Source organism: Aeromonas sp. JL9 (genome assembly GCF_024436075.1).
Taxonomy (GTDB): Bacteria; Pseudomonadota; Gammaproteobacteria; order Enterobacterales; family Aeromonadaceae; genus Aeromonas; species Aeromonas veronii.
The window spans coordinates 267,337-294,084 of sequence record NZ_JANFNV010000002.1 but is presented as its reverse complement, the minus strand read 5'-3'; the positions used below and the strand labels follow the sequence as shown (position 1 = coordinate 294,084).

The 26,748-nt window shown below is 60.0% G+C and carries 23 protein-coding genes, 3 tRNA genes and 1 pseudogene; 11 read left to right on the top strand and 16 right to left on the bottom strand.

The window, feature by feature from the left end; translation table 11 throughout:
- The 3 genes from NOM06_RS03365 (at position 1) to NOM06_RS03355 (ending at position 281) form a co-directional block, all read left to right on the top strand.
- Positions 1 to 73, top strand: a tRNA-Gln gene (locus tag NOM06_RS03365).
- A 39-nt stretch (positions 74 to 112) separates the two neighbouring features.
- A tRNA-Met gene (locus tag NOM06_RS03360) sits at positions 113 to 189 on the top strand.
- An 8-nt stretch (positions 190 to 197) separates the two neighbouring features.
- A tRNA-Leu gene (locus tag NOM06_RS03355) sits at positions 198 to 281 on the top strand.
- Between the two features lie 218 nt (positions 282 to 499).
- Here NOM06_RS03355 and NOM06_RS03350 read toward each other — a convergent pair.
- Entirely contained in the window at positions 500 to 2,332 is a 1,833-nt protein-coding gene (locus NOM06_RS03350) for an SLC13 family permease (protein WP_047437932.1), read from the bottom strand.
- A 263-nt stretch (positions 2,333 to 2,595) separates the two neighbouring features.
- Between NOM06_RS03350 and pnuC the strand changes: the two genes are divergently transcribed.
- The 7 genes and pseudogenes from pnuC (at position 2,596) to nifJ (ending at position 11,247) form a co-directional block, all read left to right on the top strand.
- Positions 2,596 to 3,312, top strand: a complete 717-nt coding sequence (gene pnuC / locus NOM06_RS03345) for a nicotinamide riboside transporter PnuC (protein WP_255909913.1) — start codon at positions 2,596 to 2,598, stop codon at positions 3,310 to 3,312.
- Positions 3,313 to 3,315: 3 nt separating this feature from the next.
- Positions 3,316 to 4,041: a nucleoside phosphorylase gene (locus NOM06_RS03340; RefSeq protein ID WP_157162128.1), complete on the top strand. Its 726-nt coding sequence runs from the start codon at positions 3,316 to 3,318 to the stop codon at positions 4,039 to 4,041.
- 105 nt (positions 4,042 to 4,146) lie between these two features.
- A pseudogene (locus NOM06_RS03335) lies at positions 4,147 to 4,818 on the top strand (Crp/Fnr family transcriptional regulator).
- Positions 4,819 to 4,860: 42 nt separating this feature from the next.
- On the top strand, positions 4,861 to 5,184 hold the full coding sequence (yqfB, locus tag NOM06_RS03325; protein ID WP_255909910.1) for a N(4)-acetylcytidine aminohydrolase: 324 nt from the start codon (positions 4,861 to 4,863) through the stop codon (positions 5,182 to 5,184).
- 67 nt (positions 5,185 to 5,251) lie between these two features.
- On the top strand, positions 5,252 to 5,632 hold the full coding sequence (locus tag NOM06_RS03320) for a DUF1622 domain-containing protein (protein WP_184232920.1): 381 nt from the start codon (positions 5,252 to 5,254) through the stop codon (positions 5,630 to 5,632).
- Positions 5,633 to 5,832: 200 nt separating this feature from the next.
- Complete coding sequence (locus tag NOM06_RS03315; RefSeq protein WP_255909909.1) at positions 5,833 to 7,473, top strand: alpha-glucosidase; 1,641 nt, start codon at positions 5,833 to 5,835, stop codon at positions 7,471 to 7,473.
- 228 nt (positions 7,474 to 7,701) lie between these two features.
- Entirely contained in the window at positions 7,702 to 11,247 is a 3,546-nt protein-coding gene (gene nifJ / locus NOM06_RS03310; RefSeq protein ID WP_255909908.1) for a pyruvate:ferredoxin (flavodoxin) oxidoreductase, read from the top strand.
- Positions 11,248 to 11,358: 111 nt separating this feature from the next.
- On the opposite strand, the gene NOM06_RS03305 is transcribed toward nifJ, so the two are convergent.
- Positions 11,359 to 12,735: an MDR family MFS transporter gene (locus NOM06_RS03305; RefSeq protein ID WP_255909907.1), complete on the bottom strand. Its 1,377-nt coding sequence runs from the start codon at positions 12,733 to 12,735 to the stop codon at positions 11,359 to 11,361.
- A 173-nt stretch (positions 12,736 to 12,908) separates the two neighbouring features.
- On the opposite strand from NOM06_RS03305, the gene NOM06_RS03300 reads away from it, so the two are divergent.
- A complete protein-coding gene (locus tag NOM06_RS03300) occupies positions 12,909 to 13,511 on the top strand; it encodes an HAD family phosphatase (RefSeq protein ID WP_255909906.1) in 603 nt (200 codons plus the stop codon).
- An 84-nt stretch (positions 13,512 to 13,595) separates the two neighbouring features.
- Here the strand turns inward: NOM06_RS03300 and NOM06_RS03295 are convergent, their stop codons facing one another.
- From NOM06_RS03295 to aroK, 14 genes are all read right to left on the bottom strand, one after another.
- Positions 13,596 to 13,856: a hypothetical protein gene (locus NOM06_RS03295; RefSeq protein ID WP_040066910.1), complete on the bottom strand. Its 261-nt coding sequence runs from the start codon at positions 13,854 to 13,856 to the stop codon at positions 13,596 to 13,598.
- 234 nt (positions 13,857 to 14,090) lie between these two features.
- Positions 14,091 to 14,888, bottom strand: coding sequence for a DUF1338 domain-containing protein (locus NOM06_RS03290; RefSeq protein WP_021229798.1), 798 nt, complete (start codon positions 14,886 to 14,888; stop codon positions 14,091 to 14,093).
- Positions 14,889 to 14,947: 59 nt separating this feature from the next.
- Positions 14,948 to 16,417, bottom strand: coding sequence for a succinylglutamate-semialdehyde dehydrogenase (astD, locus tag NOM06_RS03285; protein ID WP_255909905.1), 1,470 nt, complete (start codon positions 16,415 to 16,417; stop codon positions 14,948 to 14,950).
- A 72-nt stretch (positions 16,418 to 16,489) separates the two neighbouring features.
- Entirely contained in the window at positions 16,490 to 17,509 is a 1,020-nt protein-coding gene (astA, locus tag NOM06_RS03280) for an arginine N-succinyltransferase (protein ID WP_005334994.1), read from the bottom strand.
- A 76-nt stretch (positions 17,510 to 17,585) separates the two neighbouring features.
- On the bottom strand, positions 17,586 to 18,803 hold the full coding sequence (locus NOM06_RS03275; protein WP_058055649.1) for an aspartate aminotransferase family protein: 1,218 nt from the start codon (positions 18,801 to 18,803) through the stop codon (positions 17,586 to 17,588).
- A 276-nt stretch (positions 18,804 to 19,079) separates the two neighbouring features.
- Complete coding sequence (locus tag NOM06_RS03270) at positions 19,080 to 19,661, bottom strand: aminodeoxychorismate synthase component II (RefSeq protein ID WP_075114953.1); 582 nt, start codon at positions 19,659 to 19,661, stop codon at positions 19,080 to 19,082.
- A gap of 21 nt (positions 19,662 to 19,682) precedes the next feature.
- Positions 19,683 to 19,898: a hypothetical protein gene (locus NOM06_RS03265; protein WP_005334997.1), complete on the bottom strand. Its 216-nt coding sequence runs from the start codon at positions 19,896 to 19,898 to the stop codon at positions 19,683 to 19,685.
- A gap of 118 nt (positions 19,899 to 20,016) precedes the next feature.
- A complete protein-coding gene (trpS, locus tag NOM06_RS03260) occupies positions 20,017 to 21,021 on the bottom strand; it encodes a tryptophan--tRNA ligase (RefSeq protein ID WP_005362251.1) in 1,005 nt (334 codons plus the stop codon).
- Between the two features lie 42 nt (positions 21,022 to 21,063).
- A complete protein-coding gene (locus tag NOM06_RS03255; RefSeq protein WP_167573456.1) occupies positions 21,064 to 21,732 on the bottom strand; it encodes a phosphoglycolate phosphatase in 669 nt (222 codons plus the stop codon).
- Positions 21,719 to 22,393 carry a ribulose-phosphate 3-epimerase gene (gene rpe / locus NOM06_RS03250; protein ID WP_005335006.1) on the bottom strand — a complete coding sequence of 225 codons (675 nt, stop codon included), beginning with the start codon at positions 22,391 to 22,393 and terminating at the stop codon, positions 21,719 to 21,721. The genes NOM06_RS03255 and rpe overlap by 14 nt, the downstream gene beginning before the upstream one ends.
- A gap of 189 nt (positions 22,394 to 22,582) precedes the next feature.
- The gene (locus NOM06_RS03245) at positions 22,583 to 23,455 is read right to left on the bottom strand and encodes a Dam family site-specific DNA-(adenine-N6)-methyltransferase (protein WP_005335008.1); all 873 of its coding nucleotides are present in this window, start codon (positions 23,453 to 23,455) and stop codon (positions 22,583 to 22,585) included.
- A 70-nt stretch (positions 23,456 to 23,525) separates the two neighbouring features.
- Positions 23,526 to 25,106, bottom strand: coding sequence for an SPOR domain-containing protein (locus tag NOM06_RS03240; RefSeq protein WP_159144224.1), 1,581 nt, complete (start codon positions 25,104 to 25,106; stop codon positions 23,526 to 23,528).
- Positions 25,096 to 26,178, bottom strand: coding sequence for a 3-dehydroquinate synthase (gene aroB, locus NOM06_RS03235; RefSeq protein WP_021229792.1), 1,083 nt, complete (start codon positions 26,176 to 26,178; stop codon positions 25,096 to 25,098). The genes NOM06_RS03240 and aroB overlap by 11 nt, the downstream gene beginning before the upstream one ends.
- 14 nt (positions 26,179 to 26,192) lie before the next feature.
- Positions 26,193 to 26,711, bottom strand: a complete 519-nt coding sequence (gene aroK, locus NOM06_RS03230) for a shikimate kinase AroK (protein WP_005335014.1) — start codon at positions 26,709 to 26,711, stop codon at positions 26,193 to 26,195.
- Positions 26,712 to 26,748: the final 37 nt, after the last annotated feature.

Sequence of the window (26,748 nt, the reverse complement as noted above, 5' to 3'; positions counted from 1 at the left end):
GGGTATCGCCAAGCGGTAAGGCAGCGGGTTTTGATCTCGCCATCCCTAGGTTCGAATCCTAGTACCCCAGCCATTTTTCTGTTCTCTTCCACATCAGTGGTCGATAACAAACGGCTATGTAGCTCAGTTGGTTAGAGCATCGCACTCATAATGCGGGGGTCACAGGTTCGAATCCCGTCATAGCCACCATTAATATTGCGGAAGTGGCGAAATTGGTAGACGCACCAGATTTAGGTTCTGGCGCCCTAGGCGTGAGAGTTCGAGTCTCTCCTTCCGCACCATTAATAGCAGTACCAAACAGACCAGCTCACGCTGGTTTTTTTGTGTCTGAAATTTGCCTCTCCCCAGTTTTTCTCTCGCTCCTCTATTAACCCAGCTCCACGTTAATTCCCGTCCACATCACTCTTCACTGATTCCGAACACGCCTTGCCACTCTTGTCTCCCAGACATAAAAAAGCGGCCCGCAGGCCGCTGGTGCACACATTCATCATCCCGGTTATCAGAACGGGAAGAACCAGGGGATCGCCACCACGCTGACCGCCATCACCAGCAGGGTGAAGGGCACCCCGATGCGGATAAAATCGGCGAACTTGTAGTTGCCCGGCCCCAGCACCAGAGTATTCACCGGTGACGAGACCGGCGTCATAAAAGCGGCCGAGGCGGCAATGGCAATGGTCATGGCAAACGGATAGGGTGATACCCCCATCTGTTGCGCCGTGCCCAGCGCAATGGGTGCCATCAGCACAGCAGTCGCCGTGTTGGAGATAAAGAGCCCGATCACCGCGCAGAGGGCAAACAGGCTGGCCAGCATGACCCGCGGCCCCATCTCCCCTACCGCATTGATCAGGCCACCGACGATCAGATCCACCCCGCCGGTTTTTTGCAGCGCCAGCGCGAAGGGGAGCATGCCGACGATGAGGATCAGGGTCGGCCAGTGGATCGACTTGTAGGCACTCTCCATATCGATGCAGCGAAACTTGCCCATCAGCAGACAGGCGATCAGCGCGGCAATCACGTTGGGCACAGGATCGGTCACCATCAGCAGGATCATTACTCCAAGACAGAAGAGGGCATGAATGGCCTGGCTGCGGGCGGGGGCCATCTCGTCCACTTCGGCGGGCAGCCCCATCAGCAGAAAGTCGCGGCTATGGGTCTGCAACTGTCTGATGTGGCTCCAGTTTCCTACCACCAGCAGGGTATCCCCCATCTGCAGCGGCTCGTCCACCAGCTTGCCTGCCAGCGCTTCACCGTCGCGGCGCAGCCCCACCACGCTCAGACCATAGCTGGAGCGGAAGGTCACCTCACGCACGCTTTTACCCAGCAGCTTGGACTCAGGGATCAGCGACACCTCGGCCATCCCCACCTCCCGCGCCTGATCGGAGAAGTACTCCCCGCGCAGGATCATGGGTTCGAGCCGCGCTTCGCTGCAAAACGCCCGCACATCCACCTCGGGGTCTGACATGTCGATCAGCAGCACATCCTTGGCCTGGAACTCACTGATCCCGGACACCGGCACCATCACCCGGCGAAACTTGCGCCAGCGCTCCACCCCGATGACGTGGGCACCATAACGGGCACGCAGTTGCAGCTCATCCAGGGTATGGCCAATCAGCGGGGAGTCCGGCCGCAGCGCCAGACGACGGGCCCGACCGGCCAATCGGTAGTCTCGAATGAGATCTCGCAGGGTGCGGCGCCCGGTCGGCTTGCCCTTGCCCTCTTCCCCTTCGCCCACCAGGGAGCCGCGCACCAGCAGCATGTAGAGGATGCCCAGCCCCAGGATCAGCACGCCCATCGGGGTGAAATCGAAGAACCCGAAGCCGTGAATGCCGTGGCGCATCAGCTCACTGTTGACCACCATGTTGGGGGGCGTGGCCACCAGCGTCATCATGCCGCTGATCAGCCCGGCAAAACCGAGGGGCATCATCAGGCGACCGGCCGGGATCCCCATCCGGTTCGCCACGCTCAGCACCACCGGGATAAAGATGGCCACCACTCCGGTGCTGCTCATCACAGCCCCCAGACTCGCCACCGCTACCATCAGCAACACCAGCAGCTTGGTCTCGCTGCTACCCGCCACCTTCACCAATGCATCCCCCACCTGATAGGCGATGCCGGTGCGCACCAGCCCCTCACCCACCACAAACAGGGCGGCAATCAGAATGACGTTGGGATCGCTAAACCCAGCCAGCGCCTCCGGCAGGGTGAGGGTGCCGCTCAGCACAAAGAGGATAATGATCAACAGAGCGACCACGTCCATGCGCACCTTGTTGGTCATAAAGAGATAGATGGCGCCAGCCAGCAGACAGAGCACCCAGACAAGCTCGGAATTCAATACAACCTCCTTTTATCACGTGATTCTCCTCCCGGAGAGTGGACTCTATCAGACCACAGCCACGGCGCTATCATCTTGCTACATATCAATAAAGTCCGGCCCGCCGGGGCACCATAACCCATCACTGCTGGAATAACCGGGAGGCAGCGGCGATTTCTTTGATATGGGCCAAGCCCGGGGCGGACAAAAGTCCTGCCCCTCCTCCCCCTCACCCCTTAGAATGGCGCCCTTGCATACTAACCCTCATGCCCAAGGATCAGAAAATGAGCATATTCGAGCTGTTCAGCATCAATAACACGCTAGTGACCATACCGCTGGGTGGCGGCTATGCCATGTCATGGATTGAAGCCATCGGCACCCTGTTCGGTCTGGCCTGCATCTGGTTCGCCAGTCAGGAGAAAACCATCAACTACCTGTTTGGCCTGATCAACGTCAGCCTGTTTGCCATCATCTTCTTCCAGATCCAGCTCTACGGACTGTTGATGCTGCAGCTGTTCTTCTTCTGCGCCAACGTCTACGGCTGGCACGCCTGGACCCGCCCGGCCAACGATCAGGGGGATACCCTGCAGATCCGCTGGCTCAGCAAATCCAAGCTCATCGTCACTGCTGTGGTGAGCGTGCTGGCCATCGCTCTGCTAACCCGCTATATCGACCCGGTCTTCGCCACCCTGGCGCGCACCTCGGTCTCCCTGCTCAACCTGTTTGGTGCCAACCTTGCCACCCCCGAGCCTTCCCCCGATGCCTTCCCGTTCTGGGATGCCAGCATGACGGTGCTCTCGGTGGTCGCCCAGATCCTGATGACCCGCAAATACGTGGAGAACTGGATCCTCTGGGTCGTCATCAACATCATCAGCATCGGTGTCTATGCCGCGCAGGGCGTCTACGCCATGTCGCTGGAGTACCTGATCCTGCTGTTTATCGCCGCCAACGGCACCCGCCTCTGGGTGATTGCCGCCAAGCGTCAGCCACAAGGTCTGTAAGCCATGACGCTATTACCCCATCTTCAGTGCCGCCCCGACCAGATTGCCGAGCGGGTGGTACTGTGCGGCGACCCGGCCCGGGTCGATCGCATCGCCAGCCAGCTCGAACAGTGTGAAGTGCTGGGGCAAAACCGGGAGTTTCGCCTCATCAACGGCCGCTATCAGGGGCTGCCCATCACGGTCTGCAGCACCGGCATCGGCGGCGCCTCGGCCATCATAGCGCTGGAGGAGCTGGTGCAAGCAGGTGCCCGCTCGCTTATTCGGGTCGGCTCCGCCGGTGCCCTGCAGCACGACATCGGCCTTGGCGACCTTATCGTGGTGGAAGGGGCGGTGCGCAATGAGGGCGCCTCACAGGCCTATCTGCCCGCCGAGTACCCCGCCTGCGCCGATATCTGGCTGCAGGCCGCCCTGCTCAACCATGTGGCCACTGGCAGCCAGCCTCATTGGCACGGGCTGGTGCGCTCCCACGACAGCTTCTATCGGGATGACGAGCAGGAGGTGTGCCGCTACTGGCATGCCCGTGGCGTGCTTGGCGCCGATATGGAGACCGCCTCCCTGCTGACCGTGGGGCGCCTGCGCAAGGTGCGGGTTGCCGCCGTGCTCTGCAACGTGGTGCTGTTCGAGCAGGATGTGCAACAAGGGGTGGCGGATTACGCCAGTGCCGAACAGGCGATGATGGCCGGTGAGCAGCACGCCATCGCGGCCGCCCTCCACGCCCTGGTGCAATAAACCGCAAACCGTTAACTCCCGCACATCCGCTACCGTGCGGGCTGGTATCCGGCCCGCACTATTGCTAGCCTCATGGCCCTCGTCATCCGGTGCGACAGGCAAGTCATGCAGCAACAGCCCTACCCCCTCGGCCGTTTTCACGCCGAACTCAAGCAGCTTGAACCCCGCTTTGCCGCGGCGCTCGACGCTTGCACCCTGTTTCTGCGCCGCTACCTGCCGGGCGAATTGATCATGCGCCAGGGGGAGCAGAGCGAGCAGCTCTATCTGGTCGAACATGGCCGGGTCTCCCTCAACAGTACGGTGCACTCGGGCCGCATCTTCCAGCTCGGCGAGATTGAGTGTCACAGCCAAATCTTCGGTGAGATGGAGTTCTTCAGCGCCACCCCGGTGCAGTGGAACGTGGTGGCCGAGACCGAACTGGATGCACGGGTCATCTGTGCTCACAAACTGGCCCAGCGCCTGCTGACCGAGCCCGAGCTGACCCTCTTCTTCGCCGCTGCGCTTGCCAGCGACTATCTCGATACGCTGGAGATCACCACCAGCCGGCTGCTCCACCCCATCGCCTACAACATCGCCTACGAGTTGTGACGCGAGCGCCAGCGCACTCCGATGCTGGGATCGCGCAAGCGGGCCCATGAGGCGGCGCGCTTCGGCACCACTGAGCGGGTTTACCGCCGCGCCCTCAAGGAGCTGGTCGAACAGGGCATAGTTGCCGACGGCAGCGACGGCCCCGTCATCGCCGATCTGGCCAGGCTGCGCGCCTATCTCGACCTTTGATTTCCATTCATCCCATTTCGATTCACCTTGTCAGGAGTCACCATGTCTACTCACACCTATCCAGAGTTCACCTTCTTCAGCCGCTTCGTTACCGACATTCAGGCGGGCCGCAAGACCATCACCATCCGCGACGAGAGCGAGGCCAACTGGCAACCCGGCCAGCGGCTGGCACTGTTCACCAACCCGGAGCACCAGCCCTTCGGCACCATAGAGGTACTCTCGGTCAAGGCGGTCGCCTTCGATGAACTGAACGACGAGCACGCCCGTCAGGAGAACATGACCCTCCCCGAGCTCAAACAGGTGATCCGCGACATCTACCCCGATCTGCCGCCGCTCTATGTGATTGAATTCAAACTGATTGCCTGAGCCGGATTTGGCCATTGCCGAGCGATGTGTTAATAGTGTCCTCTTTTGAATCATGGAGGTGACCCGAGTGTTTGAGATAGCGAGCCTGAGAGAAGGGATGATGCACGGGGTCGAGCTGTTCCAGCTGCTGCTGGAGATCATCTCCATCGCCTGTGTGGTGATAGGGCTTGGCAAGACCCTCTGGCTGGCGGCACGGATGGAGGATCACGAACCGGGCTTTCCGCGTATTCGCCTCTGTTTTGGCAGCTGGCTTATTCTGGCGCTGGAGTTCCAGCTCGCCGCCGACATCCTGGCCACCACAGTCGCGCCAAGCAAAGAGGAGCTGATCCGCCTTGCCATCATCGCGGTGATCCGCACCTTCCTGAACTACTTCCTCGGCAAGGAGCTGGAGGCACAAGCGGAACACCAGCAGGAGCAGCGCAGCGAGCAGGCCAAGGCTGCTCAATAACCAGTATTCCTGCATAGCATCAACGCTAAGTGCCGTGCCATCCCGACCACAGCCGTGGCCTGGGATGGCACCTTTGTGACCCTTCCCTCACTTTTGGCAATCAGCTCACTATGGAACCCTTTTCAAGGTTTCCCCTGCCCTGTTGACTGCCCGCCCATCTGGGTAAGATAGAAAATCTCTTCCCCCAACCGGCCACGCTGATGAATACGCACTCCCTTCACACGCCCGATATCGACCTCGATAGCTGCGTCATCTACCAGATCTACCCCATGAGTTTTCAGGACAGCGATGGCGACGGCATGGGCGATATCAACGGCATCCGTCAGCGCCTCGACTATCTTGCCACCCTCGGGGTCGATATGCTGTGGCTCACCCCCATCTATCGCTCCCCCAAACGGGACAACGGCTACGATGTGGCGGACTACCGTGCCATCGACCCCGCCTTCGGCACCCTGACCGAGATGGAGCAGCTGATAGCCGAAGCGGCCGCCCACGGCATCGGCATCATGATGGATATCGTTGCCAACCACACCTCCACCGAGCACGAGTGGTTTATGAAGGCACTGGCCGGGGATCCCCGTTATCAGGGTTATTACGTATTCCGGGATCAAGCCTTTGTCGATGCTCACCCCATTACCTCGATTTTTGGCGGCAGCGGCTGGCAGTATGTGCCAGCGCTTGATCGCTACTACCTGCACAACTTCGATCCCGGTCAGGCCGATCTGGACTGGGACAACCCGGCGGTGCGGGCCGAAATGGCAGCGGTGATCAACTTCTGGCTGGGCAAAGGGATCAAGGGATTTCGCTTCGATGTGATCGACATGGTGAGCAAGGAGTGGGACCGGCTGACCATGAGTAACGGCCCGCGCCTGCACAACTATATCCGCGAGCTCAATGCCGCGAGCTTCGGCGGCAAGGGGATCATCACGGTGGGGGAGACCTGGGGGGCCGATCTCGCCCATATGCAGAACTATTCGAACCACGATGGCAGCGAGTTCAGCATGGTGTTCAACTTCGAGCATCTGGGGCTGGGCAGTGACAAGTGGTCATCCCGCTTTGATCCCCTCGCCTTCAAGCGAGCCATGGCCCGCCACCAGCAAGGGCTGCACGGACGTGGCTGGAACAGCCTGTTTCTCGGCAACCACGACCTGCCTCGCGCCGTCTCCCGCTTTGGCGATGACAGGCCAGAGTGGCGGGAAACCAGCGCCAGGCTGTGGGCCATGGTGCTGCACCTGATGCAGGGCACTCCCTTCATCTATCAGGGGGAGGAGCTCGCCATGACCAACCGCCACTGGCAGCCGGGCGAGCTGCGCGATGTGGAGGCCATCAACTATCGCGCCAGCCAGTCAGGGCTGGATCCTGCCGAGCTGAGTCGGCGGCTCGATGCCATCGGCCGCGACAACGCCCGCACCCCGATGCAGTGGGACGGCGGCCCCCACGCCGGTTTCAGCACGGCCACGCCCTGGATTGCCCTCAACGCCAACCACATTGAAATCAACGCCGCCGAGCAGTTGATCCGCCCCGACTCGCCGTTTCACTGCTATCGCCAGCTCATCGCCCTGCGCAAGGCTCACCCTGTCGTTCGCCACGGCAATTTCGAGCTGCTGGATGGGGATGACCCCGAGCGCATCAGCTATCGCCGCCACTGGCAGGATCCGGCCAGCGGAGAGCGGCACACCCTGCTGCTGCTCGCCAATCTCACGGCGAACCCCTTGCCGATGCCCCACTTCGACAAGGTGGCAGACGAGATGCGGTTGCTGCTGGCCAATTACCCAAGCGAACCGATGCAGCTCTTCGCCCCTTATCAGTGCGCCATCTGGCTGCTAGTGGATCAGGGTTAACCCCGTGCTGACGGGCCATACCAATGGCCCGTCAGCCACCTCCCGTTGGCTGTCAGCAGAAAATCATGCAGCCACGCAGCGGGATTAAATTAACCACTGTTACTGACTTATTAATTGATTATTTATCCCGTTTGATACGCTCTTATTGCCCCTCTTACTATGCCTGCGACCTATCCATTGCCGATGCAACTATCGGCCTTCAAACTGGCATAGCAAAGTGGAAAACACATGATCACCACAGACGGGAATAACGCAGTCGCCTCGGTGGCGTACCGCACCAGCGAAGTCATCGCCATCTACCCCATCACCCCCAGCTCGGCCATGGCTGAGCAGTCGTCGGCCTGGTCGAGCGAGCGGGGCAAGAACCTCTGGGGGGATGTCCCCCGGGTTGTCGAGATGCAGTCGGAAGGGGGTGCCATCGCCGCCGTCCACGGCGCCCTGCAGACCGGCGCGCTGGCGACCTCGTTTACCTCGTCGCAGGGTTTGCTGCTGATGATCCCCAACCTCTACAAGCTGGCGGGTCAGCTTATCCCCTTCGTGCTGCATGTGGCGGCGCGTACCGTGGCTACCCACGCGCTATCTATCTTTGGCGATCACTCGGACGTGATGGCGGTGCGCCAGACTGGCTGTGCCATGCTCTGTGCCAGCAATGTGCAGGAGGCGCAGGATTTCGCCCTGATCTCCCAGATAGCGAGCCTCAACAGCCGCCTCCCCTTTATCCACTTCTTCGACGGCTTTCGTACCTCTCACGAGATCGCCAAGATAGCGCCGCTCGCTGATGATACCCTGCGCGCCCTGCTGCCCGCAGATGCCATCCGTGCCCATCGTGACCGGGCGCTCACCCCCGACAAACCGGTCATTCGCGGCACCGCCGCCAACCCGGACACCTACTTCCAATGCCGGGAGGCGAGCAACCCCTGGTATGACGCCGCCTATGGCCATGTGAGCGAGGCGATGCAGGCTTTTGGCGAACAGACCGGCCGCCACTACCGGCCGTTTGAATATGTCGGCCACCCGCAGGCGGAGCGGATTGTGGTGCTGATGGGCTCGGCCATCGGCACCTGTGAAGAGGTGATCGAGCGCCTGCTTGCCCAAGGGGAGAAGGTGGGGCTGGTGAAGGTGCGGCTGTTCCGCCCCTTCTCGGCCGGGCACCTGTTGGCCGCGATTCCCGAGAGTGCCCGCGCCATCGCCGTGCTGGATCGCACCAAGGAGCCGGGCGCACAGGCCGAGCCCCTCTATCTCGACGTGATGACGGCGCTGGCCGAAGCGGTCAGCCGGGGCGAGCGGGCAAGCCTGCCACGTGTCATCGGCGGCCGCTATGGCCTCTCCTCCAAAGAGTTCGGCCCCGCCTGCGCACTGGCAGTGTTTGCCGAACTGGCGCAAGAGAACCCGCGCCCGCGCTTTACCGTCGGCATCTTCGATGACATCACAGGTCTCTCACTGCCGCTGCCCGCGCTGAATTCGCCAAGCCCGATCCACGGCCAGCAGCACAAGCTGGAGGCGCTCTTCTACGGCCTTGGCAGCGATGGCACCGTCTCGGCGGCCAAGAACAGCATCAAGATCCTTGGCAACCACACCGACCTCTACCCGCAGGGCTATTTCGTCTACGACTCCAAGAAGGCGGGCGGCCTCACCGTCTCTCACCTGCGGGTGGGCGAGCGGCCGCTGCAATCGGCCTATCTGGTGGAAGAGGCGGACTTTATCGGCTGCCATCAGTGGCAGTTTGTCGACAAGTACCGGATGGCGGAGCGCTTGAAGGCGGGCGGCATCTTCCTGCTCAACACCCCCTACAGCGAAGCGGATATCTGGCAGCGCCTCCCCAGCGAGGTGCAGCATGCCCTGCGCGAGAAAGAGGCGCGCTTCTACATCATCAACGCCGCCAAGATTGCCCGCGACTGCCAGCTCGGCAACCGCATCAATACCGTGATGCAGATGGCCTTCTTCCAGCTCAGCGCCATCATTCCCCCCGAGGAGGCCACCAGCCTGCTGAAGCAGGCCATCGCCACCAGCTATGGCAGCAAGGGGCAGACACTGGTCGAACGCAACTGGCAGGCACTGGAGGCAACCTGCGCCGCCCTGACCCGAGTGCCACTTGGCGAACTGGATCCCGCCAGCCGCCCGCGCCCGCCGGTGGTTTCCGCCAAGGCCCCCGATTTTGTCCAGACCGTCACCGCCGCCATGCTGGCGGGGCTGGGGGACAACCTGCCGGTCTCAGCCTTCCCGCCGGATGGCACCTGGCCAGTCGGCACCACCCGCTGGGAGAAGCGCAATATCGCCAAGGAGATCCCCATCTGGGAGGCGGAGCTCTGTACCCAATGCAACTACTGCGTCGCCGCCTGTCCCCACTCGGCCATTCGCGCCAAGGTGGTGGAACCGGATGCGCTGGCCGCAGCTCCCGCCACTCTCGATGCGCTGGATGTGAAATCCCGTGACATGCGCGGCCAGCAGTACGTGCTGCAGGTGGCGCCGGAGGATTGCACAGGCTGCAACCTCTGCGTCGAGGTGTGCCCGGCCAAGGATCGCAGCAACCCGGATCGCAAGGCGATCAATATGGCTTCACGCCTCGATCACCTCGACGAGCAGAAGGCCAACTACGACTTCTTCCTCGACCTGCCAGAGCGTAGCGTCGAGCAGCTGGAGCGTATCGACATCCGCACCTCCCAGCTCATCTCGCCGCTGTTTGAATACTCCGGCGCCTGCTCCGGCTGTGGCGAAACTCCCTACATCAAACTGCTGACCCAGCTCTATGGCGATCGGCTACTGATTGCCAACGCCACCGGCTGCTCGTCCATTTATGGCGGCAACCTGCCTACCACCCCTTACACCACCAACGCCAACGGGCGCGGCCCAGCCTGGGCCAACTCGCTGTTTGAAGACAACGCCGAGTTCGGACTGGGCTTCCGTCTCACCGTCGATCAGCACAGGGAGCGGGTGCGCCGCCTGCTGGCGAGCCTGGGCGACACCATACCGGCAGCGCTGCGCGAGGCGCTCGGCGATGCCACCCTGCCAGTTTCCGAGCAGCGGGCCCATATCCAGCAGTTGCGAAATCAGCTGCAACAGAGCAAGGCCCCGGCAGCCCTGGAGCTGGCTCGCGATGCGGACTATCTGGTGGAAAAATCGGTCTGGCTCATCGGCGGCGATGGCTGGGCCTACGACATCGGCTTTGGCGGGCTCGACCATGTGTTGAGTCTGGGGGAGAACATCAATGTGCTGGTGCTCGACACCCAGTGCTACTCCAACACCGGCGGCCAGCAGTCGAAGGCGACGCCACTCGGTGCCATCACCAAGTTTGGCGAGCAGGGCAAGCGCAAGGCGCGCAAGGATCTCGGGGCCAGCGTGATGATGTATGGCCACGTCTATGTGGCGCAGATCTCCCTCGGCGCCCAGATGAACCAGACGGTGAAGGCGATTCAGGAGGCGGAAGCCTACCCGGGCCCCTCGCTCATCATCGCCTACAGCCCCTGCGAGGAGCATGGCTACGACATGGCCGAGAGCCACGAGCAGATGAAGCAGCTGACCGCAACCGGCTTCTGGCCGCTCTACCGCTTCGATCCGCGCCGCGCTGACGAGGGCAAACTGCCGCTGGCACTCGACTCGCAGGCCCCCAATGCCTCGCTGGCCGAGACCTTGCGCCACGAGCCCCGCTTCCAGCGGCTGGAGCGCCAGCTGCCTGAGGTGGCCAGCCAGCTCTATGAAGAGGCGGAGCAGGAGGCCAATCGCCGCTTCGCCTGGCTGAGCCAGCTGGCAGGCAAGGAGAGTCCGGCGCAGGAGTAACTCGCGCATGGCTTGATGGCAGCAGCCACTCTATTCGCCAAATAACAATCAGGGCTCCCCGCGGGGAGCCCTGATGCTATCTATGGTGAGACAATCTCGGCGCTGGCCAAATCAGGCGCTGATGGAGGCCAGCTCATGGCGTTTAAGAGCGAGCAGTGTGATGAGCAGCGCCAGCGTGGCGATCAGTGCCATGCCGATATAGGTCGCGCTGAAGCCCGGGGCCAGCAGATCGGGGGCGAGCCGGCTCAGATCGCCATCGCTGCCGGCTGGCAGGCGCAAGTGGAACAGCATGGAGCAGATGGCCACGCCGACGGCACCGCCAAGCTCCCGTCCGAAGTTGAACAGCGACATGCCGATGCCGCGATCCTGCCGTGGCAGGGCATTTTGCACCACCACCGAGAGGGCGGGCAGCACCAGACCCAGACCAATACCGGCAAACCCGAGGGCCAGCTTGACCCAGGCATCGAAGTGGATCTGCCACAGAGCCACCGCGGCCAGCGCAAACCCGACCGCAACAAAGCTTTTGTAGTGACCGGTACGGCCTATCAACTTGCCGCCGACAAAGGCGCCGGCGGTGATGCAGATCATGAAGATCACCATGCTCATCCCGCTCTCGCTGGCGCTCAACCCCTTCTGCCACTGCATCTGCAACGGCAGATAGACCAGCACGGCAAACATCAGCAGCTGGGAGAGCATCACCAGCAGCACGCTCACCAGATAACCGGGCAGCCGTGCCAGATGGGCAGGCAGAATGGGGTCGTGGGCACGCCGCTCAATCAGAATGAGCAGCAGCAATGCAACGCCCAGCGCTGCCGAAAGCCAGACGGCGGGCAGCGCCGCCTCCGGCGAGAGCAGCAACAGGGTGAGCGTGGTGACGGTAATCAGCAGACCCGCTCCCTTCCAGTCGAAGCGACTGTGGCGACGCACGTTGAGCTGTTTGAGGTTGCGGTTGATGAGAAAGACCGCCAGCGCCCCGAGCGGCAGATTTATCCAGAAGATCCAGCGCCAGCTGAGCTGCTCGGTGAAATAGCCGCCGAGCAAGGGGCCGGCGATGCTGGAGACCGCATAGACCGCCGAGATGTAGCCCTGATACTTGCCCACCTCCCGCGGTGGAATGGTGTCGGCAATCACGGTAAACGCGAGGGCAATCAGGCCGCCGCCCCCCAGCCCTTGCAGCACCCGTGCCGCCAAAAGGGTCGGCAGATCCTGGGAGAGCGCACAGGCCACCGAGCCCGCCAGAAACAGGCCGATGCCGATATTGAGCATCCGCACCCGACCAAAGAGATCGCTCAGCTTGCCATAGAGGGGCAGCACGGCGGTGGCGGCCAGCAGGTAGGCGGTGACCACCCAGGTGAGGGCGGCCCCAGCGTGCAGCTCGGCGCCAATCATGGGCAGCGGGGTGGTGACTATGCTCTTTTCCAGTGAACCGAGTGCGATCACCAGCGCCACGCTGGAGAAAATAGTTTTGGGGGATATTTTCGAGGTCATAAGCGGACTCGCAGATCTGATATGCCAAAGTATCCGGCAATGAACGGATTATTGTCTCACAAATCAGCAAGAGATAGAAAAAACGGCGGCCACAATCTGCCCAACCATGAGGCCGATCCCACAAAACGCCGACCGTTTCTGCTAGCCTGCTCTATTTGATTCAAGGAGCCCCCATGAGCGAGCGTGAGCAGTACGGGTTTGATCACTACGATGCCCTGATTTTCGATATGGATGGCACTTTGGTAGATTCCATGCCCCTTCATCTGGATGCTTGGGAGCTTACCTGCGCCGAATTCGGTATCCCCTTCGAGCGGGATCAGCTCTATCAGTACGGCGGCATTCCCACCCGCAAGATCATCGCCATGCTGGCCGAGCAGCAGGGGCTGACGGTGGATGTCGAGGCCTTTACCCGTCGCAAGATTGCCCTCTATATGGAACATATCGACAAGGTCAGCGTCTTTCCCAAGATGTGGGAACTGGTCAGGCACTATCACGGCAAGGTGAAGATGGGGATTGGCACCGGCTCACCGCGCAATCAGGCGGACTCCATCCTGAAAAGTACCGGGCTTGATGCCTATATCTCGGTGGTGGTGAGCGCCGATGATGTCACCAACCACAAACCGCACCCCGACACCTTTTTGCGGGTGGCCGAATTGCTCGGCGCCAATCCGGCCAACTGTCTGGTGTTTGAAGATACCCGGATCGGGCTTGAGGCCGGCAAGGCGGCAGGGATGGATACAGTGCTGGTTATCGAAGGTGAGCTGCACCAGCGCTAAACGGCTCAGGGCAAGCAGGCAAACCGATAAAATGGTGCCATGACAGTGGCACCATTTTTTGTTTACGTGAGCACGGCGGCGGCGTCAGTGCCCGGACAGAGTTGCGATCGCCGCCGGAATAGCGGCAACCGTCAGACAAAGGGCGTTGGCGTTGGCCTCATCCTGTAGTGCCTGATGAGTGCGAAGCAGCTCAAGGGCTTCGGCCGGGGTATCTGCAAAGGTGGGGGCGGCGATGGCGGCAAATCCCTGTTCGACCAGTTGACGACGCTCATCGCTATAGCTGGGTGCATTGGCATCTAGATAGGTAAGCGCCTGACCCTGCTTGAAAAAGTGATAGTTAGGCATCGATTGGCCCCGCAAAAATAAAGCGCCATTCTACTCCTTTTTGCTCCGCCACCAGCGTCAATCTGTGTCGTCTCAAGTGATCTAGTTCACATTTTTATCAACAAATTTTCACCTGTTAGGCGCCGTCCAAATCCCCTCTTCACGCGGCGTCAGACAACACCCGATATCGTCACTCTGCGCCAAACAAAACGCCTCCACAAAGGAGGCGTTGCGACTGAAACAGGGTGGCTCCCGTTACATGGCATTCGTCGATTCGAAGATCTTGTCGGCCGAGGCCTCGACAAAGCCCGGATAGAGCACGCCGTCCGCCTGCGGATAGCGCAGGGCAAACTCGTAGAAGCAGCTCGGGATGGTACGCACCCCATCGCTGAACGGCACCTCGGCTTTGTCTGCCATTGTGGAGGATTGCTCCAGCATCACCTGCGGATCCCCTTTCACCTCGCCACCCACACTGTTGAGGACGAAACCCGCCGCCTTGAGCGCCGCATTGACCTGATGGATGGTGTCGAAATCCTTCAACTTGTTGATATTGACCGTGAAGTGGTTGGCACGATAACCCCAGGCTGCCATCCAGGCCGCATACTCGCTCTCCGCCAGCAGAGTCTGATAATCGGCATAGGAGACCTGCCAGGGGGCACCGGTGTAGAGAAATGCCGGGGTATCTGTCAGATGATCGGGCACCTGATCGGCCAGCTTGTGGATGATGGCCTGCGCCGCTGGGGAGAGTTCTTCCACCTTCAGCTCGCTGATAAACACCTTGGGAGCGTCCGGATCCTGATGCTCGAAGTGCTTGGCGTAGAGCTTCTTGGCCTTGAAAACGTACTCGCCCTTCTGCTCGTAACCGAGCGCCAGAAAGTGGGCTGCCAGCTTCTCCAGCCCCAGCTTGGGCAGGTTGTAGGTACGAAACGCCACGTGATCGTTGACGATGGGCTCGCCGCCACCCAGCAGGGTGTGCACCTTGAGGGCGCTCGGGGTCACCTTGATGTAGTTGTCCCACAGATGGCTAAACAGGGTGTCGATATCCTTTTGCATCTCTCTTTCCTTTGATTGCGGGTACAGATGGGGGCACCGCTGGATGCCCCGTGTCATTATCAGAAGCGCAGGCCGGGCGACAGTTGATCCGGCATAGCGGCTTTGCTGTCTTCGACAGAGGCAACCGGATACGCACAGTAGTCAGCAGCGTAGTAGGCGCTCGCTCTGTGGTTGCCGGAGGCGCCGATGCCACCAAACGGCGCGGCACTGGAGGCGCCGGTGATGGGTTTGTTCCAGTTGACGATACCGGCGCGGATCCGCTTGAAGAAGTGATTCCAGTCCGCCTCCTTGTCACCCAGCAGACCGGCCGAGAGACCATAACGGGTAGCATTGCCCTGATCGATGGCGGCATCGAAATCGTCATAGCGAATGAGTTGCAGCAGCGGGCCGAAGTACTCTTCGTCCGGCAGCGCGCTCACTGAGGTCACGTCGATAATGCCCGGGGAGACAAAGCCGGTGCCCGCTTCCAGGTGCTTGAGGGTAAGCAGGCTCTCACCACCGAGGCGCTGCAGGTTGGCTTGTGCTTCGACCATGCCAATCGCAGCCTTCTCGCTTATCATCGAGCCCATGAACGGCTGCTCGGCGGCGTCATAGAGGCCGACCTTGATCTGGCTGACCACCTCGACCAGTCGATTGACCAGGGCATCGCCCCGCTCGCCGCGCTCGACAAACAGGCGGCGGGAGCAGGTGCAGCGCTGACCGGAAGTGATGAACGCCGACTGGATGATGGCATGCACCGCACCGTCGATGTCGCTCACATCTTTCACGATCAGCGGGTTGTTGCCGCCCATCTCGAGGGCCAGAATTTTGCCCGGCTGACCGGCAAACTGCTGATGGAGGAAATGACCGGTGCGGGAGGAGCCGGTGAAGAAGAGGCCGTCGATATCGGGGTTGCCAGCCAGCGCCTTGCCGGTCTCGACCTCCCCTTGCACCAGATTGAGCACCCCCTTGGGCAGCCCGGCTTCCTGCCACACCTTGACCATGGCTTCCGCGACCATGGGGGTCAGCTCGGAGGGTTTGAATACCACGGCGTTACCCGCAATCAGTGCCGGGACTATATGGCCGTTGGGCAGATGGCCCGGGAAGTTGTAGGGGCCGAACACCGCCACCACACCGTGGGGCTTGTGACGGACAAACGCCTTGGCGCCCGGCATGGCATTTTCAACGGTGCCGGTACGCTCGTCGTGCGCCCGGATGGAGATGGCAATCTTGCCCTGCATCGCGGCTACTTCGGTGCGGGTCTCCCACAGCGGTTTGCCTGTTTCGCGGGCGATGGTCAGGGCCAGCGCCTCTTTCTGCTCGCCGAGCAGGTCGGCATAACGACGCACTATGGCCAGACGATCCTCAAGGCTCATGTCCGCCCAGTGGTAGAAGGCGGCACGGGCGGCCTTGACGGCGGCATCCACTTGCGCCGCACTGGCGGCAGCCCCCTGCCAGATCACCTCGTTCTTGGCCGGATCGGTTGACTCGAACGGCTTGCCTTCACCGGCAAGCCACTGACCGTCGATAAATTGCACTAACTGGCTCATCCATTCACTCCCTGTCGCTGGCAGGCAGCCTCGGCTGCCTGTCTGATAATCGGTTTGCTTGTCCTGTTTGCCTCAGTCGAGGTCAACCACCCGCACCATGTCGCCATCCTGCACCTTGAGTGCCGCCGCCATCTTGGGCGGAATGATGGCTTCATGCTTGTCGAGATCGACCCGGATATTGCCGTAGCAGGCGCGGTAATGTTCGAAACGGCTGTTGCAAATAAGGTGGGTCTTGCCACCGATGGGCTCGCCCACCAGCACCCGCAGTTTCTTGCTGCGGCGCACGCTGCGGATATTCTTCACGTCGCACTCGACGGTGGGGCCCGCATCGAAAATATCGACGTAGCCACGGTTCACGAAGCCCTCGTCCTGCAGCATCTTGATGGCAGGGCGGGTCTTCTCGTGGGTCTGGCCGATAACGGCCCGCGCCTCTTTGCTCAGCAAATTGACGTAGATGGGGTACTTGGGCATCAGTTCGGCGATAAAGCGCTTCTTGCCGATGCCGGTCAGATAGTCGACGGTAGGAAAATCCATCGAGAAGAAATGGGTTTGCAGCCACTCGTAGAAGGGGCTGTGACCGTTGGCATCGGAGACGCCGCGCATCTCGGCGAAGACGGTCTCGTCAAACAGCTCGGGGTGCTCGGCCATAAACAGAAAGCGGTGCTTGGAGAGCAGGCGGCCGTTGAGCCCCTCGCGGGCACATTCGCGCAAGAACAGGGTGCAGAGCTCGGAGTTGCCGGTGTAGTCGTTGGAGAGGGTCAGGGTTTCAACGACGTTGTAGATGCCGAGCTTGGGGGAAGAGTGCACCACTTTGCCGATGTGGTAGTTGTAAAACGGCTGGGAGAGGCCAACCGCGGCATCGATGGCACAGGTGCCGACCATCTCGCCAGTCTCCAGATCCTCAGCCACGAAGAAGTAGAGGCAGTCCCCCTTGCCTGCGGGCTTGTCGGAAAAAGTCTGGGTAGAGGCATCAATCTTGCGCTGCAGCAGCTCATCGTTGACGGGCAACGAGGTCATGCCGGTGCCGGACTCGATGGCGCAGGTCTTGAGCCCGGCAAAATCTTTTTGCTCGATGGGACGGATAACCAACATAAATGACAACTCCCTTTCATTGACGACAGGTGGGGTCCCGGCTCCTGCCGGGAGAGCTCCCCACCTCAATTTGGAATCAGGCGTTAACCACCTGGGCAACCGCCTTCTCGAAGCGGGCCAGCCCTTCCTTGATGTCCGCTTCCGGGATCACCAGTGAAGGGGCAAAACGAACCACGTTGGTACCAGCCACCAGTGCCATCAGCCCCTGATCGATGGAGGCCAGCAGGAAGTCGCGGGAGCGCCCCTTGTAGGCATCGCTCAGGGCCGCGCCCAGCAGCAGACCCTTGCCGCGGATCTCGCTGAAGCAGTGGTATTTGGCATTGATGGCCTCAAGTCCATCACGGAACAGCTGCTCGCGCTGCTTGATGCCCGCCAGCACCTCCGGGGTATTGATCACATCGATCACCGCCTCGGCGACCGCACAGGCCAGCGGGTTGCCGCCGTAAGTAGAGCCGTGAGTGCCCACTTTCAAGTAAGAGGCGATTTCGTTGGTGGTCAGCATGGCGCCGATGGGGAAACCGCCCCCCAGCGCCTTGGCGCTGGTGAGGATGTCCGGCGTGACGCCCAGACCCATATAGGCATAGAGATCACCGGTCCGGCCGACGCCGGACTGCACTTCGTCATACACCAGCAGGGCATTGTGTTTGTCACACAGCTCGCGTACCCCTTTGGCAAACTCGTCGGTAGGACGAATGATGCCCCCCTCCCCTTGCAACGGCTCCATCACCACGGCGCAGGTGTTGTCGGAGATCACCTCGGCCAGCGCCGCCAGATCGTTGTAGGGTACGTGGGTAATGTCACCGGGCTTGGGACCGAAGCCATCGGAGTAGGCTGCCTGGCCACCGACGCTGACGGTAAAGAAGGTACGACCGTGGAAACCCTGATTGAAGGCGATGATCTGGGTCTTCTGCTCGCCAAACTTCTCGATGGCATAGCGGCGAGCCAGCTTGAGGGCCGCTTCGTTCGCTTCGGCGCCTGAGTTGCAGAAGTAGACCTTGTCGGCGAAGGTGGCGGCAACCAGCTTCTTGGCCAGACGCAGGGCCGGCTCGTTGGTCATGACGTTGGAGAGGTGCCACAGCTTCTCGCCCTGGGTTTTCAGGGCCTCGACCAGCTTGGGATGACAGTGACCCAAACCGTTGACGGCGATGCCACCGGCGAAGTCGACATACTCGCGCCCTTCCTGATCCCAGACACGTGACCCTTCACCACGCACCGGGATGATCTTGGCGGGCGCATAGTTGGGAACCATCACTTCATCAAACACTTCACGTGTCACTGCCAACAACTCTGACATATAGCTCTCCTTCGATTCGGCGACAGAATAATCCACCGCCCAAAAGTTAAATCCGTGTAAACGTGACGGGATTATCACAGAAATAAAGTAAAAAGTCTGTAACAATACGGCCTATAAGGAACAATGTTCGATTGCTCTTGAGATTTTAGGCAACCGCATTGCATAACGACTCAGGGGGGCTTGGCAAGAGATAATTTGGGCAGGAGAGGGGGTGAATAAAGTGTCAGGGAAATTTTTTTTGCCTTCTCTCGAACTTGAGAAGGCGATCACAACTTTTTATGAACGCGCCAGAAAATTGGCCAGCAACTGATGACCCTGCTCGCTCAAAATACTCTCCGGATGGAACTGAACACCCTCGACAGGAAGCGTCTTGTGGCGCAGCCCCATGATCTCGTCAAACGAGCCATCGGCATGCTCGCTCCAGGCGGTGATGTCGAAGCAGTCGGGCAGCGTGTCGCGCTCCACCACCAAGGAGTGGTAACGGGTCACACGCAGCGGGTTGTTGAGCCCCTTGAACACTCCCTCATTGCGATGGCGGATGAGCGAGGTTTTGCCGTGCATTACCTGACGGGCACGCACTACGCGGGCGCCGAAGGCCTGCGCCAGCGACTGATGACCGAGACAGACGCCGAGAATGGGCAGCTTGCCAGCGAAGTGGCTGATAGCGTCGAGAGAGATCCCCGCCTCATTGGGCGTACAGGGACCGGGAGAGATCACCAGAAAACGGGGGGAGAGCTGCGCTATGGCATCAAGCGTCAGTTCATCATTGCGCTTGACCACAACCTCTTGTCCCAGGGCGCCGAAATATTGCACCAGGTTCCAGGTAAAAGAGTCGTAGTTATCGATCAACAACAGCATGAGATAACCAACAGCGGAGAATTAACGATCGAGATAACGACCCTGTTCCATTTCCCGTTCACGCTGACACTCGGCCAGATAGATGGCGGCAGCAACGGCAGGGGTTTTATGGTGCTTGTCGATGGCATTGGAGACCATCAACTGCAGGGTATTGAGGTTTTTCGCCTTGCGAAATTTACGTAGCCAGTGACCTTTGTCACTCAGCTCTTCAGCAGAAATAGTTGGTTGAACAGGCATGCTTTCTCTTGGGGATATTACCCAGGTTGAAATAAAGAAATTAAACAAAATAGCCGGGCAGAAAATAAAGAAAGCCAGGCAAATACCCAGCTCTCTTCTACTACACCTTCCCAGTATGTCAGGCTCGAGGAACGAAGCCGACTACATCATATACGCTGGTCAGGGTTTTTTCAGCTCTTTCGCGCGCCTTTTGTGCGCCTTCTGCCAGAATCGCGATCAGATGGGCCTCATCCTGACGCAACTCGTGGAAACGGGCCTGGATCGGTTCCAGCAGCGCAACCACGGCTTCGGCGGTTTCGGTCTTGAGGTGACCGTACATCTTGCCTTCGAAGTGCTGCTCCAGCTCGGGGATGGAGCGGCCGGTCACACCGGACATCAGGGTCAGCAAGTTGGAAACTCCCGGTTTGTTTTCCGGGTCGAAACGCACCACAGCCGGCTCGTCGGAGTCGGTCACCGCACGCTTGATCTTCTTGACGATCTGCTTGGGATCTTCCAGCAGGCCGATGAAGTTGGCCTCGTTGTCATCCGACTTGGACATCTTCTTGGTCGGATCCTGCAGACTCATCACCCGCGCCCCTTCGGTCGGAATGAAAGGCTCCGGCATAGTGAACACTTCACCATAGAGGTTGTTGAAACGGGTACAGATGTCACGGGTAAGCTCCAGATGCTGCTTCTGGTCGTTGCCGACCGGCACCTGATTGGCCTGATAGAGCAGAATATCAGCTGCCATCAGCACCGGATAACCGAACAGGCCGACGTTGACGTTGTTCTCGAAACGGGCGGACTTGTCCTTGAACTGGGTCATGCGCGACAGCTCACCCATCTGGGTATAGCAGTTGAGGATCCAGCCCAGCTCGGCGTGCTGCGGCACGTGAGACTGGATGAAGACGGTGCTCTTCTTGGGATCAATACCGACCGCCAGATAGAGGGCAGCCGCGTCCAGACAAGCTTTGCGCAGGGCAGCCGGGTCCTGACGAGTGGTGATGGCGTGCAGGTCGACGATGCAGTAGAGGCAGTCGAACTCATCCTGCATGTTGACCCACTGACGCAGGGCCCCCATGTAGTTGCCGATGGTCAGTTGACCGGAGGGTTGCGCTCCGCTCAATACGATTGGTTTAGTCATGAGAGTGTTAATCCTTGTTATTCAGCCAGCCCAGCTGCGCTATTAGACCAAAAGTGCATCGAGCTGGGCAAACTGCTCGAATACCCAGTCTGGATGGGAGTCGGCGATGGGGCGGCCATAGTTGTAGCCGTAGGTAAGACCCACCACCTTCATGCCAGCCGCCTTGGCCGCCAGCACGTCATTTTCTGAGTCGCCCACCATCAGGGTGCGAGCCGGGCTCACCCCCAACTCTTGGCAAGCGTGCAGCAAGGGCTCCGGGCTCGGCTTCTTGACCGGCACGCAGTTGCCGCCAAGCCAGAGTTCGAAACAATCGCTGATGCCAAGGGCATCGAGGATGGGTGCCACGAAATCGCTCGGCTTGTTGGTAACGATCGCTTGCTTGTAGCCCAGGCTTTGCAGGCGACGCAGACTCTGTGCCACCCCTTCATACATCGCCAGCCCTTGCAGCAGGCAGGCGTTGTAGTGCTGGAAAAAGATCGGTCTGGCCTTGGCAAACAGCTCGGGATCGGCCTCTCGATAGGCGAGCGCCCGCTGGATCAGCTTGTCGGCACCATTGCCGACCCAGGTACGGATAACCGCTTCATCAGCTTGTTCCAGACCCAGATCAGCCAGAGTCAGATTGACCGCCAGCGCCAGCTGGGCGGCACTGTCAATCAGGGTGCCGTCCAGATCGAACAGCACCAAATCAAATGCGCGCTCAGCGTGTGACATGAGCCAGCTCCGCACGCATCTTGTCGATCACCGCCTTGTAGTCAGGCTGGCTGAAAATGGCAGAGCCGGCGACAAACATGTCGGCACCCGCTTCGGCGATCTCGCGAATGTTGTCGACCTTCACCCCACCATCGATCTCGAGACGGATATCGCGGCCACTCTCGTCGATCAGACGACGCACCTGACGCAGCTTGTCGAGGGTGCCGGGGATGAAACTCTGGCCACCGAAGCCCGGGTTGACCGACATCAGCAGGATCACGTCCAGCTTGTCCATCACATACTCGAGGCAGGAGAGCGAGGTAGCAGGATTCAGCACCAGACCGGCCTGGCAGCCCATCTCCTTGATGAGGCCCAGAGAACGGTCTACGTGGTCAGAGGCTTCCGGATGGAAGGTAATGAGGGAAGCACCCGCCTTGGCAAAATCGGGAATGATGCGATCCACCGGCTTGACCATCAGGTGCACGTCGATGGGGGCCTCGATACCGTAGTCACGCAGCGCCTGACAGACCATGGGGCCAATGGTCAGGTTGGGGACATAGTGGTTGTCCATCACGTCGAAGTGGACCACGTCGGCACCGGCAGCCAGTACCTTGGCTACATCGTCACCCAGACGGGCAAAATCGGCAGAAAGGATCGAGGGGGCAATCAGAAAGTCTTTCATCAGCATCATCCATTGGCAGCCAGGGAGAAAAAGCGGCGCAATTTTAACGTAAAAGGCGGGCGAAAACGACTCGAATGCGGGGTAAATGGGGCAATCACCTCCCCTCCCCCAGCAACCCGGGTTATAGGACATCGGCACGGGCGCGGACTCGCCCATAAAAAACGGCGCCCTTGGGCGCCGCATGGTCTGTTACGTCAGTGGCAGTAGTTCACTGTCGCTGGGATAGTAGCCCTGCTCCGGTTCGATTCCGGGGGGATAGAGCGCCAGCAACTCGGCCACCTTGTTGCGGGTGCCGCCATTGCGGCTGATGGTGCGCTTGACCAGGATCTCGTCGAGGCGGGCACCGCGATAAAGCTCACGAGTCAGCTCGATATCGTGGTTGCTGATCAGCACCGGCACCCCTTTGTGAGCGGCTGTGTGGCGGGCCAATCGCGCCAGGATCGCCTGATCATCCAGGGTAAACCCGCCGGAGGCATAGGTGGTGAAGCTCGCCGTAGTGGAGAGCGGCGCATAGGGTGGATCACAATAGATAACCCAATCCTCTTCGGCACGCTTGATGGCGTCGGCGTAGCTCTCGCAGATAAAGGTCGCCTTCTGCGCCTTTTCGGCAAAGGCCCACAGCTCTTTTTCCGGGAAATAGGGCTTCTTGTAGGAACCGAACGGCACGTTGAAGCCGCCCTTCTTGTTGTAGCGGCACAGTCCGTTGAAACCGTGACGGTTGAGAAACAGGAACAAGAGTGCCCGCTCGAAGGTGGTCTCGGTCTGATTGAACTGGGTACGCAGCCGGTAATAGGCCGCCTTGTGGTTGTGCTCTGCCACAAACAGCTTGCGCGCCTCGGCAATGAAACTGTCCGGCGTCAGCTTGAGGTGGTTGTACAGGCAGATCAGATCCGGATTGATGTCGTTGAGCACATACGCGTCGTAGTCGGTGTTGAGAAACACAGACCCGGCCCCGACGAAGGGCTCCAGCAACACACGCCCGGCCGGCAGGCGCTCGGCAATCTCTTCAACCAGGGAGTATTTTCCCCCGGCCCATTTTAAAAAAGCGCGTGTTTTTTTCATGGAAATCCGGTGTGTAAGAAGGCAAGACCCAAAAAGGGGGACGATTCTACCCCCTTATCCGGTATCAAGGCTATTGCTTCAGCTCTTTTTGTACCTGTGCAAACGACTTGGGCCAGGGCTGACCTTTCAGCAAAGCTGGCGGAAGCTTGCGAATGGCACTCTTGGCCTGGGTCAAACCGGCATAATCCCCTTGCAGCACCACATACCAGGGGCTGCCACGGAATTTGGTCTGATAGATCCATACCTTGCCCGCCAAACCATGCTCGGCGACAAACTGATCCACCGCCTTGGTGTTGCTCGCCCCCATCAGCTGAACGCTGTAGTGATTGCGCGGCTTCTTGTTCAAGGTGGCGACCGGTGTCAGGGCCACCTTGGGTGCAGGCGCGGCAACCGGCTCGTTGCTGGCTGTTTTGGTGGTGGCCGCAGGCGTTGCGGTTGTCACCGGGTTCTGTACCTTGGCGGTACTGGCTGGCGCCGTGGTTGCGATTGCACCACTGGGGGTTGCGCCGTTCTGGGCCTTGCCGGTCAGCTCGTCCACCACGTCAGTAGGCAGAGCGCCGCTCACCTTGGGTTCGGTCATCAGCTTTTGCACGACCTCGTCAGAGATCACCACCCGACGCCCTTCGTAATTGGTTGATTCGGTGGTCACGGTTTCGCTCTCCACCGATTTGGGCAGCACTTTCGCCTCCGGCTGCCAATCTTTCACCACCCCATTGGGATTGCTGGCTGCATCGCTGTTTTGCGCGCCTTGTGCAGCAGCATCGGTATTCGAACCGCCAGCGGTGAGGGGATCGCCTCCCGCTACCGGGATCGGCAATGCCGTGTTCTGCGCCGGGTCCTGCAGCGCCGGTTTGCTTTCATTGTCAAACAGCGCAGGCAGCAGGTAGCTCAACGCCAGCAGACCGCCAGCGACCAGCGCGATAGCGGTGGCAATCTTCTTGACAGGCAACTCCGCCTGACGCTTCTTGGGCCTTCTGTCGGTCATGATATCCTCCAGTAACTGCATGATGGTGGACGGATGTCCGTTCGCCGTTTTCAGGATCTCCTCCACTTGCGGCTTGGGCAAGAGGGTCGCCGGGATCTTGAGCTCTTTGGCTTTCTCATACAAGAAGATGCGCTGCTCGGGCGGGCTCAGTGGCGGCACTTCCAGCTCAAGGGCTGGCATGGCACGCCCTTTGAGCTGCGGCCGTTGCGTACGACACCAGACGTCACTGCCCGAGACAATAATGGCCAGCTGATGGGGCGCCGCCAGGGTATCGTTATGACGGATGATCGCCCACAACTCTCCCAGCAATTCGGCTGGCAACTGATCGGCCCGCTCTATCAGTAGCAACAGGGTGGCAGGCTTGCTCCCCTCCAGCATGCGAAAGAAGCTCTCCGCCAGCGCATCCTGTGGATTGAACAGCGGGCGCGCCACTACCTGTGGCAGCAACAGCTGGCGCACATCCACCATCTTCATGGCAGGCGTACCAATCAGGCTTACCACCCGCACTTTTTCCGGCAACACGCCGAGCAGGGATTCGCACAGGGTACCGCGACCACAACCGGGTTTACCGGAGAGAAAAATGAAAGGGTGATTGAATTCAATCAGATGCAGCAGCCGGTCAACCAGCTGCCGCTGGGAAGGAAGTTTTAGCAGTTTATTCGTCACGACCAGACTCGATCACCGCCAGCAACTCGGCATCGGACACATCCCCCACCACCTGCGCATGGCCGATGCCAACCGGCAACACCAGACGCAGCTTGCCTTCCAGCACCTTCTTGTCACGGCGCATATGGCGAATAAAGGCGGCGAAATCCATCTCGGCAGGCGCATGAATGGGCAGATTGGCGGCCAGCAGCAGAGCGCGCACTCGCGCAACGTCCGCTTCGCTCATATCGCCACGGGCCTGCGCAGTCCAGGCAGCCAGCATGGTGCCGGCGGATACTGCTTCACCGTGCAGCCAGTTGCCATACCCCTGCTCGGCCTCGATGGCATGACCAAAGGTGTGACCCAGATTGAGCAACGCACGGACGCCGTGCTCGGTCTCATCCTGACCGACCACATCGGCTTTGATCTCGCAGCAGCGTTTGATGGCGTAGGCCAGCGCGGCAGGTTCCAACTGTTGCAGACGCACCATGTTCTGCTCCAGCCAGCTGAAGAAATCAGCATCCCAAATGATGCCGTACTTGATCACCTCGGCCATCCCTGCGGCAAATTCGCGGGCTGGCAAGGTACTCAGACATTCGGTATCGATAACAACTTGTTTGGGCTGATAAAAAGCCCCAATCATGTTCTTGCCGAGGGGGTGGTTGACAGCGGTTTTACCGCCAACAGAGGAGTCAACCTGGGAGAGCAGGGTGGTCGGGATCTGGATAAAAGGAATGCCACGTTGATAGCTTGCTGCCGCAAAGCCCACCACATCCCCGATCACGCCGCCCCCCAGAGCGATCAGTGTCGTATCGCGCCCATGGTTGGTTTCAAGCAGAGCAGACATGATCTGCTCAAAGGTCGCCAGGTTCTTGTACGCCTCGCCGTCAGGCAGGATCAGGTGTTCAACCTGAAAACCCGACAGCAGAGCGGTTACCCGTTCAAGATAAAGCGGAGCAACGACCGTGTTGGTCACTATCATCACCCGCTTGCCCTTGATGGTCGATACCAGCGCCTCGGGGCGCTGCAACAACCCGGCAGCTATCTCGATGGGATAGCTGCGTTCACCCAGTTCGACCTTCAACCGTTCCATGGACGTCCTCTAGATTACATACCGATCAGCTTTACAATTTGATTGGCAACGATTTTTGCGCTCTGGTCATCGGTGTGCACAACAAAGTCGGCAACCTCTTCATACAGGGCATTGCGCTCTTGTGCCAGACGTTCCAGCACTTCGCGTGCCGGTTCTTCGGTCTGTAGCAGAGGGCGGCGTTTGTCTCGCTGTGTGCGCGCCAGCTGCTTTTCGATAGTGGTTTCGAGGTAGACCACGATGCCGCGAGCAGACAACTTGTTGCGGGTTTCGCGACTCTTGATGGCACCGCCACCCGTCGCCAGCACGATACCCTGCTGCTCTGACAATTCGCCGATCACCTTCTCTTCGCGAATCCGGAAACCTTCTTCGCCTTCAACATCGAACACCCAGCCGATATCAGCACCACTGCGGCGCTCAATCTCATGATCTGAGTCGAAAAACTCCATATGCAGTTGTTCTGCCAGATGTCTACCTATGGTGCTCTTGCCCGCACCCATGGGACCTATCAGGAAAATATTGCGTTTCTCAGCCATGTCTTTTCGTTAGTAATTACAAACTGTACGACCCCGA